This is a genomic window from Amycolatopsis cynarae (genome assembly GCF_026802195.1).
Lineage (GTDB): Bacteria > Actinomycetota > Actinomycetes > Mycobacteriales > Pseudonocardiaceae > Amycolatopsis_E > Amycolatopsis_E rhizosphaerae.
Genome location: NZ_CP113836.1, coordinates 6,047,432 through 6,059,749, shown reverse-complemented (window position 1 = coordinate 6,059,749; position 12,318 = coordinate 6,047,432). Strand labels below are relative to the sequence as shown.

Annotated in this window: 14 protein-coding genes; 4 read left to right on the top strand and 10 right to left on the bottom strand. The window is 69.7% G+C overall.

All coding sequences use genetic code 11. The features are described from left to right. From ORV05_RS29135 to ORV05_RS29125, 3 genes are all read right to left on the bottom strand, one after another. Complete coding sequence (locus tag ORV05_RS29135; RefSeq protein ID WP_268755173.1) at nucleotides 1-219, bottom strand: acyl-CoA carboxylase subunit epsilon; 219 nt, start codon at nucleotides 217-219, stop codon at nucleotides 1-3. 7 nt (nucleotides 220-226) lie between these two features. Further along, nucleotides 227-1,867 carry an acyl-CoA carboxylase subunit beta gene (locus tag ORV05_RS29130; protein WP_144590699.1) on the bottom strand — a complete coding sequence of 547 codons (1,641 nt, stop codon included), beginning with the start codon at nucleotides 1,865-1,867 and terminating at the stop codon, nucleotides 227-229. A gap of 136 nt (nucleotides 1,868-2,003) precedes the next feature. Next, complete coding sequence (locus ORV05_RS29125) at nucleotides 2,004-2,618, bottom strand: TetR/AcrR family transcriptional regulator (RefSeq protein ID WP_268755172.1); 615 nt, start codon at nucleotides 2,616-2,618, stop codon at nucleotides 2,004-2,006. Nucleotides 2,619-2,691: 73 nt separating this feature from the next. Here ORV05_RS29125 and ORV05_RS29120 point away from each other — a divergent pair, with 73 nt between their 5' ends. Then, entirely contained in the window at nucleotides 2,692-3,294 is a 603-nt protein-coding gene (locus tag ORV05_RS29120) for a peroxiredoxin-like family protein (protein WP_268755171.1), read from the top strand. 88 nt (nucleotides 3,295-3,382) lie between these two features. After that, nucleotides 3,383-3,907 (top strand): O-acetyl-ADP-ribose deacetylase, encoded by a 525-nt coding sequence (locus ORV05_RS29115; RefSeq protein ID WP_268755170.1) that lies wholly within the window; start codon nucleotides 3,383-3,385, stop codon nucleotides 3,905-3,907. On the opposite strand, the gene ORV05_RS29110 is transcribed toward ORV05_RS29115, so the two are convergent. The 3 genes from ORV05_RS29110 to ORV05_RS29100 all read right to left on the bottom strand — a co-directional run bounded on the left by ORV05_RS29110 (nucleotide 3,885) and on the right by ORV05_RS29100 (nucleotide 6,330). Then, complete coding sequence (locus tag ORV05_RS29110; RefSeq protein WP_268755169.1) at nucleotides 3,885-4,460, bottom strand: helix-turn-helix domain-containing protein; 576 nt, start codon at nucleotides 4,458-4,460, stop codon at nucleotides 3,885-3,887. The two genes, ORV05_RS29115 and ORV05_RS29110, sit on opposite strands and share 23 nt — an antisense overlap. A 5-nt stretch (nucleotides 4,461-4,465) precedes the next feature. Next, a complete protein-coding gene (locus ORV05_RS29105; RefSeq protein WP_268755168.1) occupies nucleotides 4,466-5,080 on the bottom strand; it encodes a TetR family transcriptional regulator in 615 nt (204 codons plus the stop codon). An 89-nt stretch (nucleotides 5,081-5,169) separates the two neighbouring features. Next, nucleotides 5,170-6,330 (bottom strand): helix-turn-helix domain-containing protein, encoded by a 1,161-nt coding sequence (locus ORV05_RS29100; RefSeq protein WP_268755167.1) that lies wholly within the window; start codon nucleotides 6,328-6,330, stop codon nucleotides 5,170-5,172. A gap of 158 nt (nucleotides 6,331-6,488) precedes the next feature. Between ORV05_RS29100 and ORV05_RS29095 the strand changes: the two genes are divergently transcribed. Then, nucleotides 6,489-7,748, top strand: a complete 1,260-nt coding sequence (locus ORV05_RS29095) for a YncE family protein (RefSeq protein WP_268755166.1) — start codon at nucleotides 6,489-6,491, stop codon at nucleotides 7,746-7,748. A gap of 85 nt (nucleotides 7,749-7,833) precedes the next feature. Here the strand turns inward: ORV05_RS29095 and ORV05_RS29090 are convergent, their stop codons facing one another. Continuing rightward, nucleotides 7,834-8,415, bottom strand: a complete 582-nt coding sequence (locus ORV05_RS29090; RefSeq protein WP_268755165.1) for a TetR-like C-terminal domain-containing protein — start codon at nucleotides 8,413-8,415, stop codon at nucleotides 7,834-7,836. A 70-nt stretch (nucleotides 8,416-8,485) separates the two neighbouring features. Between ORV05_RS29090 and ORV05_RS29085 the strand changes: the two genes are divergently transcribed. Continuing rightward, a complete protein-coding gene (locus tag ORV05_RS29085; protein WP_268755164.1) occupies nucleotides 8,486-9,820 on the top strand; it encodes an alpha/beta hydrolase in 1,335 nt (444 codons plus the stop codon). Between the two features lie 49 nt (nucleotides 9,821-9,869). On the opposite strand, the gene ORV05_RS29080 is transcribed toward ORV05_RS29085, so the two are convergent. The 3 genes from ORV05_RS29080 to ORV05_RS29070 form a co-directional block, all read right to left on the bottom strand. Further along, nucleotides 9,870-10,334, bottom strand: a complete 465-nt coding sequence (locus ORV05_RS29080; protein ID WP_268755163.1) for a VOC family protein — start codon at nucleotides 10,332-10,334, stop codon at nucleotides 9,870-9,872. A gap of 108 nt (nucleotides 10,335-10,442) precedes the next feature. Continuing rightward, entirely contained in the window at nucleotides 10,443-10,988 is a 546-nt protein-coding gene (locus ORV05_RS29075) for a hypothetical protein (protein WP_268755162.1), read from the bottom strand. A gap of 80 nt (nucleotides 10,989-11,068) precedes the next feature. Continuing rightward, entirely contained in the window at nucleotides 11,069-12,208 is a 1,140-nt protein-coding gene (locus ORV05_RS29070) for a C40 family peptidase (RefSeq protein ID WP_407652804.1), read from the bottom strand. Between the last annotated feature and the right edge of the window lie 110 nt (nucleotides 12,209-12,318).

Below are 12,318 nucleotides of genomic sequence, written 5' to 3'. Positions count from 1 at the left end.
TCAGCGCGGGAGGGCGGAGGCGCGCCACGCGCCCTCGCCGGGGCGCAGCGGGGCACGCAGGAGCCGGGCCCGGTCGGCCCAGTTCGAACGGCGCCGGGGGGCACCCTGGCCGGGCTGGGCCGAGGCCGCCGCGGTCACCACCGCGGTCAGTGCCGCCAGCTCCACCTCGTCCGGGGCGCCCCGCACGATCCGCAGGAACGGTCGATTCTCGTCGCTCATGATCGCCTCACAGCGGGATGTTGCCGTGCTTCTTGGGCGGCAGCGTTTCGCGCTTGTCGCGGAGCATGCTCAGCGCGCGCGAGATGTGCCCGCGGGTGTGTGCCGGCATGATCACCGAGTCGACATATCCGCGTTCGGCGGCCTCGTACGGATTGAGCAGGGTGTCCTCGTACTCCTGGATGAGCTGGGCACGCAGGGCCTCGACGTCCTTGCCCTCCTCGGCGGCCTTCGCCAGCGTCTTGCGGTGCACGATGTTGGCGGCGCCCTGCGCCCCCATCACCGCGACCTGCGCGGTCGGCCAGGCCAGGTTCAGGTCCGCCCCGAGGTGCTTGGAGCCCATCACGTCGTAGGCACCGCCGTAGGCCTTGCGCGTGATCACCGTGACCAGCGGGACGGTGGCCTCGGCGTAGGCGTAGATCAGCTTGGCGCCGCGGCGGATGATGCCGTTCCACTCCTGGTCGGTGCCCGGCAGGAAGCCCGGGACGTCCACGAAGGTCAGCACCGGCACGTTGAACGCGTCGCAGGTGCGAACGAACCGGGCCGCCTTCTCGGAAGCGTCGATGTCGAGGCAGCCGGCGAACTGGGTCGGCTGGTTGGCCACGACGCCCACCGCGTGCCCGTCCACCCGGCCGAAGCCGACCAGCACGTTCGGCGCGAACAGCTCCTGGACCTCCAGGAACTCACCGTCGTCGAGCACGCGGGTGATGACCTCGTGCATGTCGTAGGGCTGGTTCGGCGAGTCCGGGATGAGGGTGTCCAGCTCGCGGTCGGTGTCGGTGACCGCCTCCGCGATCGACTCCCCGGCGGTGCCGGGCACCTCGAACACCGGCGCGTCCGACAGGTTGTTCGACGGCAGGTAGGACAGCAACTCCTTGACGTAGGCGATGGCGTCCTCTTCGTCGGAGCCCAGGTAGTGCGCGTTGCCGGACTTGGTGTTGTGCGTCCGCGCGCCGCCGAGCTCTTCGAAGGTGACCTCCTCGCCCGTCACCGTCTTCACCACGTCCGGGCCGGTGATGAACATGTGCGAGGTCTGGTCGACCATCACGATGAAGTCGGTCAGCGCGGGGGAGTAGACGTGCCCGCCCGCGTTCGCGCCCATGATCAGCGAGATCTGCGGGATCACGCCGGAAGCCTTCACGTTGCGGGTGAAGATCTCACCGTAGAGGCCGAGCGAGACCACACCCTCCTGGATGCGCGCGCCGCCGCCCTCGTTGATGCCGATGATCGGACGGCCGGTCTTGATGGCCAGGTCCATCACCTTGACGATCTTCTCGCCGTACACCTCGCCGAGCGAACCGCCGAAGACGGTCACGTCCTGGCTGAACACGCACACGGGGCGGCCGTCGACGGTGCCGTAGCCGGTCACCACGCCGTCGCCGTAGGGCCGGTTCTTCTCCTGGCCGAAGTTGTGCGAACGGTGCCGGGCCAGTTCGTCCAGCTCGACGAACGAACCGGGGTCCAGCAGCAGGTCGATCCGCTCGCGGGCGGTCTTCTTGCCCTTGGCGTGCTGGCGCTCCACCGCACGGGCCGAACCCGCGTGGACGGCCTCCTCGTAGCGGCGGTACAGGTCGGCCAGCTTCCCGGCCGTGGTGTGAATGTCCGGCTCTTCGGCTGGTGGCGTCCCGATAGGCTCCGTCGCGCTGCTCATGATTCCGCAGCTTAACGACTGCGGCGGGGCCAGGAGTGTGGCGTCAGCCTCATCGTGACCAGGTGGGGGAGCCGCAGCGCCGTCGCCAAGGCCCTCGGGGGCCTGTCCCTCCACAGCTGGCCACGGCACCGCCGCATCAGGGGAGGCCGAGGCCGCGGAGCAGCAGGTCGAGGCCGTGGCGGAACTCTTCCTGCGCCGAGATGTGCCGGGCCTCCCGGGCGGCACCGGCCAGAAACGGGAAGTCCGCTTCGGGCAGTTCGCCCAGTGCTGCCGTGCCGGGCCCGGACAGCGGGCTGAAATGGTCGGTCTGCAGGGCGCCGAGCACGTAGCTCAGGTAAGCCCGGAACGTCAGCACCCTCTCTCTGCCCGAAATTCCGGCCTCGGCCAACACACCCAGTACCGCTTCGCCCCATTGCCGCGACGCCGGTGACAGATGGCGGTGGGCCAGCAGCAGCGGCACCGTGCCGGGGTGTTCGCCCACCGCATGGCGGATCCGGTCCGCGAACAGGACGAGCCGTTCGCGGGCCGAGGTGCGGGGTGGCAGGTCGAGGGGAACCGTGCGCAGCACCTGGTCGACGATCAGCCCTTCGAGCTGGCCGCGGTCGGTGACGTAGCGGTACAGCGACATGGTTCCGACGCCGAGTTCCTTCGCGACCGTGCGCATCGACAGCCCTTCGAGCCCGTCGCGGTCGAGGACGGCGAGTGCCGCGGTGGCGATCTGCGCCGGGGTGAGGGAGCGAGGGCGTGGCATGGCGCTTGACAGCGTACAGCTTACGCGCATAGCTTCGTTAGCGTACACCGCACGCTAACGAAGAGGGGGCGTGATGTCCTTGAGTACCAACGGGAACCGGCTTGACCCTGACGTGCTCGTGCCCGAACGTGAATTCGTCACCGTGGCCGGGGAGAAGCTCCGCGTGCCCGAGTCCGGACAGCTCGTGCACCTGCAGTTCCGCCGGTTCGCCGGCTGCCCGGTCTGCAATCTGCACCTGCGCTCCTTCGTGCAGCGGCACGACGAGATCGCCGGGGCGGGGATCCGCGAAGTGGTCTTCTTCCACTCGTCCGCCGAGGAACTGCGGGAGCACGTCTCCGGCCTGCCGTTCGCGGTGGTCGCCGACCCCGAAAAGCGGTTCTACACCGAATTCGGCGTTGAGGCGGGCCGGCGGGCCCTGCTGGACCCGCGGGCCTGGGGGCCGATCCTGCGCGGAGTGTTCCGCAGCCTCGGGCAGGTACTGCGCCGCCGCGCGCCGCTGCCGAAGGTGAACCCCGAGGGCGGCCGCTTCGGTTTGCCCGCCGATTTCCTGATCGACGGCCAGGGGCGGGTGATCGCGAGCCACTACGGAGAGCATGTCTACGACCAGTGGTCCGTCGGCGAAATGCTGGCGCTGGCCAGGACGGGAAGGAGCTCCTCGGCGAAAATCGGCGGATGATCTGCTCTCGCCGGTCGTCGAGGCGCTGGGCGGATTCCTGCCGCTTCGCCGAGTTCCCGTCTCGGCGAAGCCGGGCTACCGTGGCGGTGTGATCGAGCTGGTTCAGGGTGACATCACCGAGCAGCGGGTCGATGTCGTGGTGAACGCGGCCAATTCTTCGCTGCTCGGCGGCAGCGGGGTGGACGGCGCGATCCACCGCAAGGGCGGCCCCGAGATCCTCGCCGAATGCCGTGCGCTGCGGGCCGGGCAGTACGGCGGCGGGCTGAAGGTCGGGCACGCGGTGGCGACCACCGCGGGGCGGCTGCCCGCCCGGTGGGTGGTGCACACCGTCGGCCCGGTCTACTCGACCGAGGAGGACCGGTCCGGTCTGCTGGCCGACTGCTACCGCAACTCGCTGCGCGTCGCGGCGGAGCTCGGCGCGGAGACGGTGGCCTTCCCGGCCATCTCCACCGGGGTCTACCGCTGGCCGATGGCCTCCGCGGCCGAAATCGCGTTGCGCGCCGTGCTCGACCACGATCCGCTGCGCACGGTCCGGTTCGTGCTGTTCAGCAGCGCCGCCCACGACACCTTCGCGGCGGCGTGGCGGGAGATCAGCGGCGGTGCCGGGCTCTGACGTGGAGGCGTTCGCCCTGCGGCCCGAACAGGCTCAAGAACTCCACGGCGCGCGCGTCGGCACTGCCGAACCAGTGCGGGACGCGGGTGTCGAACTCGGCCACCTCGCCCGCGTTCAGCACGAGGTCGTGCTCGCCGAGCAGCAGCCGTAACCGGCCGTTGAGCACGTACAGCCACTCGTAGCCTTCGTGGGACTGCGGCTTCGGTTCGCCGGGCCGGCCGGCCGGGATGATGTGCTTGAACGCCTGCACCCCCCCGGGCCTGCGGGTCAGGGGGAGGATCGTCTGCCCGTACCGCTTGATCGGCCGGGGATGGAGCCGGGGATCGCCGGTGGGCGGGGCGCCGACCAGTTCGTCCAGCGGGACGCGGTAGGCCTTCGCCAGTGGTAGCAGCAGTTCGAGCGTGGGCTTGCGGGCGCCGGACTCCAGCCTGGACAGGGTGCTGACGGAAATGCCGGTCAGCTCGGAAAGCCCGGCCAGGGTCACGCCGTTCTGCTTGCGCAGTGCGCGAAGGCGCGGGCCGACGCCGCCCAGCACCTGCTCCAGTTCGTCCATCCGGCTCACCCTGCCGCCGGGCGCTGCGCGAACGCCTCGCGTAGAAAGCCCAGTGCCTTCGCGCACTCCTTGTGCAGGGAGCCGCGTTGACCGGAGTCGAGCCAGAAGGTGGCCGCGACGCGCAGGGCGTCGGTGACGGCGTGCGTCAGCACGTGCGCGCGCAGTTCGACATCGCGCGTCCGGGGCTGGTCCCCGAGCAGAGCTTCGACGAAATGCTCCTGCCCGCCGCGCCACACGAGCTGGAACATGCGCGCTTGCAGGGCGGGTACGGCCTGAACCAGCCGGTACCCGCGCAGTGTGCGTTCCGGGTCGGCGGCCGTCAGTCCGGCGATCATGGCCCTCGCCAGGAAGTCCACATCGGACTCACCGGGCAACCGTGCGGCCAGTGCTCCCCGCGTCGCCTCCTCGCTGTCCTGCCCACCGAGGAGCACGTCCTCCTTGGCGGGGAAGTAGCGGTAGAAGGTTCTCGGCGAGACCTCCGCGGCTGCGGCGATCTCGTCCACCGCCACGGCGTCGTAGCCCTTTTCCTCGAACAGTCGCAGCGCGGCGTCGATGATCGCGTCCTGGGTCCGCCTGCGCTTGCGGGCGCGGAGGCTGGTACCCGCGTCGTTGGCTGCCACGGTTCGCGAGGGTAGCCGAGTGCTGGCACGGGTGACAAATGGCAGAGTTGCCAAAAATCCACCTTGCTCCCATGCCGTGCTCCGCGAAGTCACGCCGGGGGAAGATGCCGGGGCGCGGCCGGGGGATCGGTGAGCCAGGTGTGCAGGGCCCACCACCAGCGGAGCGTGGGCAGTACGGCCGGGGAGGCCTCCAGCGAGGCACCGGTGATCTCGGCGAGCCTGCCGAGCCGGTACCGCACGGTGTTCGCGTGGATGTGCAGGGCTGCGGCGGTCTGGTCGAGCCGTCGGCCGTGATCGAGGTAGGCCAGCGCGGTGCAGGCGAGCTGCCGGTGGAACGCGTCACCGGGGTCCAGCGCGCCGAGCAGGGTCTCGGCGAGCAGGCTCGCCAACGCGGGCTGGGCCGCCAGCGCGGTTTCGCCGGCGAGGTCGGTGAGGTGGTGTAGACCTCGTAGTCCCCGGCGTTGTGCGGCGGTGAGTGCGGTGCCGCACCAGACGTACCGCGCCCGGATGTCGGGCAGCGCGGCCGCGGGCGCGGCCACGACGAGGACGTCCGGGCCGAACCCGGCCGTGGCGGGCAGGCGTGCGGCCAACCCGGTCAGTCTTCCTTCCACCAGACCGAAAACGCCGCCGCAGCCGGAGAGCCGCTGCTCCAGCGAACGGGCCTGGATCGGGTCCGAGACGTCGGAAAGCAGGCAGTGGTAGCGGCAGTCGGGGTGCAGGCCGGCGGACGCGAGTTCCTCGCCGGTGAGAGCGTCCCCGTGGAGCAGCCGCCGCAGGAGCTGGGTGCGTGCGTCGCGGACGGTGCGGGACAGTTCCAGCTCCGCCGTGTGGTAACCACTGATGACCTGCCGTTCCAACGCGTCCGCGTAGTGGTCGAAGTCGAGCATCGCCTCCAGGATCACCTCCGGCGACAGCCCCGCGGCCCGGCCGCGCTCGATCGCGATCTCGACCGCGCATCGGCGGCCGGCCTGCACGCCCTGGAGCAACGCGGTGATCGGAACCCCCTGTGCCGCCCGGTCGGCACCCAGCACGGCAGCGGCGGTGAAGTCCGGCTCGCCTGTTCCCCGGAGCGCGGCGAGTCCGGCTTCGAGGAGAACCGCGATATGGCGCAGGTTTTCGCTCGCGGGCAGGCGCGCGACGTCCGGGGAGGCCGCGCGCGCGGCCCGAGCCACCTTGTCGACGACGCTGCTGTCGGCGGCCATGGCGAGCAGAACCTCGCCGACCCGTTCGCGCTCCTGTGCGCCCGCCATCCCCGTCGCCTTTCGCTGCTCGCGGCGCCCTTGTGACCCGTGCACAACCGGGGTGGCCGGTGTTGGCGGTCGTCCCCTAGGCGATCGCGGGCGACTGTTGGTTTGCTGTGAGCTACCGAACGGTAACACCAGATACCCGGTCCCCACTTGGAGTTCCCATGACCAGAAGACATTCCGGCGGCACATCGGGGTTCGGCCGGATCGTCGCCTGCCTGGCCGTGCTGGCGGCCACCGCGCTTCCCGCCACGGGCGCCGCGAACGCGGCGGGCGCGCTGAGAGAGGTGCTGTTCGTCGGCAACAACTGGGACGGCACCGCCGACGTGGTCGCCTCGACCTCCGATCTGAGCAAGATCGGCCGGGTGAACATCATCCCGGACAAGGACGAGCGGCTGCGGGAGATCTACCTCGATCCCGTGAAGCTGGGCTACTTCCTCGGCATCCGCCAGACCGTGGGGGAGGGGCACGACCAGTTCGTCGACGACATGTACACCACGCCGGACGGCACGTCCGTGGTCGCCTCCCGGCCGAGCTTCGCCGACGTGGTTTCGGTCAACCTGACCACCGGCAAGATCAACTGGCGGTTCCCGGTGGCCGGGTACCGCGCCGACCACATGGCCGTCTCGCCCGACGGCAGGCGGGTCGCGGTGTCGGCCTCGACCGCGAACACCGTGCACGTGCTCGACATCGAGACGGGACAGCAGCTCGGTTCCTTCAAGACCGGCGACAAACCGCACGAGAACGTCTTCACCAATGACGGCAAGTACCTGTGGAACATGTCGATCGGCAACGTGGAGACCGCGCTCGACGATCCCAGCCTGGACTGGACCAAGGGCGACCGGCACATCACGATCGTGGACGCGAACACCTACCAGCAGGTCAAGGTGATCGACATGCGTTCGCGGCTGGACGCCTTCGGCCGAAGCGATCTCTCCAACGCGGTGCGGCCCGTGGCCTTCTCCCCGGATTGGTCCACAATGTACTTCCAGGTCTCCTTCTTCAACGGTTTCCTGGCCTACGACGTGGCTTCCGACAAGATCACCGGGGTCACGACGCTGCCGAAGAACCCCGCCACCACCGACGACCGCACGAAGTGGGTCAACGACTCCCGGCATCACGGGCTGTCGATGAACCCGGCCGGGACCAAGCTCTGCGTCGCGGGCACGATGGACGACTACGCGACCGTGGTCGACCGGGCGACGATGCTCCCCGGTCCGCTGGTGACCACGTCGAAGCCATACTGGGCGACGGTGACGGGGGACGGCAGCGCCTGCGTCATCTCCGAAAGCGGCTCCGACCAGATCACCTCGATCGACTTCGCCACCGGCGCCAAGATCACCTCGGTCCCGGTGGGGGACCACCCGCAGCGCGTCCGCCTCGGGCACGTCCCCGTCGGCTGGACCGGCCCCACCGCGGGCTAGATCCCGTTTCCCAGGGCCGTGAGGGGACCCCTCACGGCCCTGTTTGCCGTCAGGGGTCCCCTCACGGCAGTTCCGGACAGCCGGGCTACCGGCTCGGCGTCCAGCCGCGGAGTGTCGCGGGGATCGCCGAGTGGAAGGTGTGCTCCGCTGTGGCGGTGTCGAGTGCCCCTGCCAGTTCGAGTGTCACGACGCCGTGCAGGGTCACCCAGAGCGAGAGCGCGATCGATGTCGCGTCGCCGGTGAGTGCGGACGCCGCCAGCGCGCGGTCAATGGCGTGCATGAGCGGCCGGACGGGGTCGCCGGTGCCGATCGCGCCCGACGGGTTGAAGGTCTGCACACCGCCGAACAGCACCCCGTAGAGGTGCGGGTGCTCGCGTCCCCAGCGCCGGTATGCCGCGGCGAGGGCGGAAAGGTCGGCGACCGGGTCGTCGGAGGTCGGCACGGCCGCCAGGTCGTGGAACAGTCCGGCGACCGCCCTGTTGCGGGCCTCGTCGATCAACGCGTCCTTGCTGCCGAACAGCGTGTACACCGCGGCCGTGGCGGTTCCGGCGGCGGACGCCAGTGCGCGGACCGTGATCGACTCGCGGGGACGGGTTGCGAACAACTCGATGGCCGACTCGACAAGGCGTTCCTTCACGGTGTCGTCGTTCGTCCTCGGCCTGGCCACGGTGACCAGTCTAGCGGACAATGCTAACGTTGTTTTGAAACTTAGTTTTGAAACTCGCGCTAGGAGACTCATGGCGACCCCCTTCGTTCGTTCTGCCCGCTTCCTCGGTCGCCTGGTCTTGGCTTTGGCGGCCGTCGCGGGCTTGGCGGCCCTGTTCCTGGTGCTGATCGTCCTGACGGATGGCGCTGCGTCCGGGATCGTGGCCTGGCTGGTGACCGTCGTGGCCGGTGTCGCCGTCGCGATCCGGCGTGCCCGCCGCCGCGCGTGGCCGCGCAAGCTCGTGCCGCTCTTACCGGTGGTCGTCGCTGCGGTGCTGACGGCGTCGGTCTGCATCCCGGACGCGCCGACCGAGCGGCGGTATCCGCCGGCGCTGCCGTTCGTGGCGACGCAGCAGTGGAGCCTGGCCACGGGAAGCCGGGTCGCGGTGTATCACTACCCGCCCCGCCCGGAAGGCACCCGCCACGCAACGCCGCTTGTGTACCTGCACGGCGGACCCGTCCGCGGCATCTCGGTGCTCGATCACCACTTCCTGCAACTCCTGGCGGGAAAGGGCTACGACGTCTACGCCTTCGAGCATGCGGGCGGCGGACGAAGCGAACTGCTGCCCATGGAGGAGTACGGCATCTCCAGATCGGTTCGCGATCTCGAAGCGTTCATCGACCACCTGGACAAGGGTCCGGTCGATGTTCTCGGATTCTCCTCGGGAGCGGTCGTACTCACCCGGGAACTGGCCGAGCCGGACGCCGCCGCCCGCGTGCACAGGGCGATCATCGCCGAACCCGGTCCGATGGACGGACCCACCGCGGGGATCGCCGGGCAGCAAGGGCGGCCGAGCGCGCGCGGCCTCGCACCGGCCATGAGCGGAGCGCGTTCCACCAGCATCCCCAGGTATGCGGTCGCACTCGGCCTCATGCGACTCGGGCTGCTCTCACCCGATACCGGCCTGATCGGGCAGGCCGAGGCCGACAACGCCTTCACCGCCGCCGATCTCGGCGGCGACACCGCGTCCGCCTACTGCGCGCGGGACGCCCAGCGCATCCCCATCGAGAACACGGCCGAGAACTTCACCTTCAGCCCCGCCGCGAGCCTTCGGATCGAGCAGACGGTCAGGGAGTCACCTTCGATCGCCCCGCAACTGCAGCGCTCCAATGTCCCCGCGATGCTGATGATCGCCGAGTGCTCCTCGCAGATCCGTCAATGGGAGACCACCGTTCTGGCCGACGATCCGGCCATTCAGCGCACCCAGTACCTGCCCGGCGTCGGACACCACATGTGGAACGGACTCGACGACAACGACGAACGGGCTTACGCCGTTGTCGACGCATTCCTGCAAAACGAGCGGGCGCCCTTGCCGAACTACCCGGCCCCCGCCGACATCCCCGCGTTCCTCCGCGATCACAAATGACGTTGTGCACGGGTACGACAGCCTCGACCCGCGGTACTCGGTTTGACCATCATGGCTCGGCGGTCGGGCCGTCGAGGTCGAGTACCGGCATCGTCGGTGCCTCTGGGGCCCATGTGCCGAGGAACCCCTCCTGCGCTGCGAGGTCGACCAACTCGACTCGTGCCCCGATGCTGTCGAGGCGGTGGTAGGTGAAGGAGCGACCGTAGGGGCACGAGTCGAACTCAATAGGTGCGCCCCGTGCCGCCAGTTGCTGCTTGTCCGTCGTGACGTCCCTGGACCAGTAGCCGATGTGGTCGAAGCGAGACCCTGCGGCCGCGTCCCACGGACTGCCCGCGGCGCCCTGTATCACTTCGAAGAACGGTGGTCCTTCGACGGAGAAGACGATGCTGTATTCCCATTCCCCGAGCTTGCCGGTACGGACCCGGCTCCAGGTCACGCCCAGGACGCGGGTGAGGTCCTCGGTCGCCCGCTGAATGTCCTGGACGACGAAGCACAGGTGGTAGAAGGCGCTCACCGGATCTGTCTATCAAACAGCGTCGGCTCAGGTGGAGGAGAATCGTGGCGGCTGGGTTCGCCGACGCTCGGGAGGAGTTGGGCACGGATCGGCATTTGCTGCCGGTGCTCAACGACGGCGTTCGGCGATTTCCATGGCCCAGTTGTAGAACGCCGATGGGTCGCCGAGCGCGGCTTGGATGCCGGGGTCGACGAGGGGGCCGGTGGCGGCACTGAGGAGGTCGTACAGGCTCAGGTCGACCCATTCCCAGAGCATGCTGTCGAAGTTGTAGGCGTGCATGAGCGGAGTGACTCGACGGCGGATGCCGGCGACTTCTTCGCCGGACAGCCCGGCTTGGCGCAGCCGCTTGTCGGTGGCCTGTACGTGTTCGGGACCGAATTCGGTGTCGAGGAACGGTTCGAGCAGGTCCGACCAGATGTCGAGCCGCTGTTTCCCGGCGATGCCGTTCCGTAGGCAGAACTGCTCGAGTTGGGCCTGTTGCGCGTGGGGCACGAACAGCGTTTCGCCGAGTGTGGTCCGGATCTCGGGCGGCGAGAGTATCCAATTGGCGTCGCGGATCTGCCTGGCCGTGAGAGTCCCGGTGGGGTGAACCGTGGCGCCGGGGAAGTCGTAGCGGAGGAAAAGGATGTGGTCTTCGGCGAAACTGACTTCCATCCAGTCATCATGATCGCTCGTCGGGGCGCGGGGGAAGCCGTCGCGCCGTGAGATCGAACGCCGCCGCCCGTGAGCTGTGTCTAACGAGCTGGGCGGGCCGCGCCCGCGTAGTCGTCGCCGCGGACGTGGTAGGTCGCGATCTGGATCGCCATGCCCTGGGTCGGCGCGTTGATCATCATCCCGTTGCCGAGGTACAGGCCGACGTGGTGGATGAAACCGGCGGGATTGCCGTAGAACACCAGGTCGCCCAGCTTCGGCGGCTCCGCGGCCGGGACCGCGGGCTGCGAACGGAACTGTGAGTCCGCCGTGCGGGGCAGTGCGACGCCGGCGCTGTCGTAGGCGGCCTTGGTCAGACCCGAGCAGTCGAAGCCCGCGGCACCCGCTTCGGGGCCGTTGCCGCCCCACACGTAGGGCAGGCCCAACTGGTCGAGGGCGAACCGGACGGCACGGGTCGACGGGGCCGACGCGGCGCCCGGCGCCACCGAGAGTGCGGCGTACAGCTGAGCGTTGCCGAGCACCTGCTGGCGGAACAGGTCGGAGCGACGGTAGTTGTCGATCGCCTTCCACCAGCTCTGCCCGGCCTGCAGGTCGGTGCCCCCCGCGCACAGCACGCGTCCCGCCGCCACGGCGGCGTCGTCGATGTCCTGGACGTCGCCCGCGCCGCGGCCCCGGGCCCATTCCTGCTGGGTGAGCTGCAGCGGCCCGCTGCGCTGGTCGCTGGCCGCCTCCCCGGCGGCGCCCTGCAGGGGGACCGGTCCGAGCGGCCTGGTCAGCGTGCCCGCCGCGGTGAGGCCGTCGCCGCCGAAGCGGCCGTGGTCGGAGCTCGCCTTGCCGATACCCGCCAGCGTGACCCACGAAAGGTGGCAGTTCGGCTGTTCCTTGCGCAGCGTCAGCTCGCCCAGGGCGTATCCGACGAGCGCGCGTTCGGGGATGTCCAGTGCACCGCTCAGCCCAGCGGCCCAGCGCTCCAGTTCGCTCTTGCCCTGCTGCTGCGGTGCCTGCGCCTGCACCGGGGCGCTCGCTTCGAGCACCGACGGCCCCGCCGCGCCCGCCGCGTTGCCGCCGGGCTGCTGGGTTTCCCCCATGGGGGCGACGGTCCCGGTGGCGACCGGGCGGTTCGGCTCCACGAGCAGCCAGCCACAGGTCACCAGCGCGGCGACCATGATCACCGCGATCATCGCGCGACCCGCGGCGGCACGTCCCCAGTGGGGGAAACGGATGATCACCCGCCCAACAGTAGGAGAAAGCCGCCGTCGTTCCACGCACTACCCAACGAATTGCGCAAGCGGAAGTTATTGGGTTCCCGCCGTCCCGGCGAGCCAGCCGGGGC

Coding starts and splice junctions, on each gene's coding strand:
- ORV05_RS29120 (WP_268755171.1), top strand. CDS start 2,692: ATGTCCTTGAGTACCAACGGGAACCGGCTTGACCCTGACGTGCTCGTG.
- ORV05_RS29095 (WP_268755166.1), top strand. CDS start 6,489: ATGACCAGAAGACATTCCGGCGGCACATCGGGGTTCGGCCGGATCGTC.
- ORV05_RS29130 (WP_144590699.1), bottom strand. CDS start 1,867: ATGAGCAGCGCGACGGAGCCTATCGGGACGCCACCAGCCGAAGAGCCG.
- ORV05_RS29135 (WP_268755173.1), bottom strand. CDS start 219: ATGAGCGACGAGAATCGACCGTTCCTGCGGATCGTGCGGGGCGCCCCG.
- ORV05_RS29075 (WP_268755162.1), bottom strand. CDS start 10,988: ATGGAAGTCAGTTTCGCCGAAGACCACATCCTTTTCCTCCGCTACGAC.
- ORV05_RS29100 (WP_268755167.1), bottom strand. CDS start 6,330: ATGGCGGGCGCACAGGAGCGCGAACGGGTCGGCGAGGTTCTGCTCGCC.
- ORV05_RS29085 (WP_268755164.1), top strand. CDS start 8,486: ATGGCGACCCCCTTCGTTCGTTCTGCCCGCTTCCTCGGTCGCCTGGTC.
- ORV05_RS29125 (WP_268755172.1), bottom strand. CDS start 2,618: ATGCCACGCCCTCGCTCCCTCACCCCGGCGCAGATCGCCACCGCGGCA.
- ORV05_RS29110 (WP_268755169.1), bottom strand. CDS start 4,460: ATGGACGAACTGGAGCAGGTGCTGGGCGGCGTCGGCCCGCGCCTTCGC.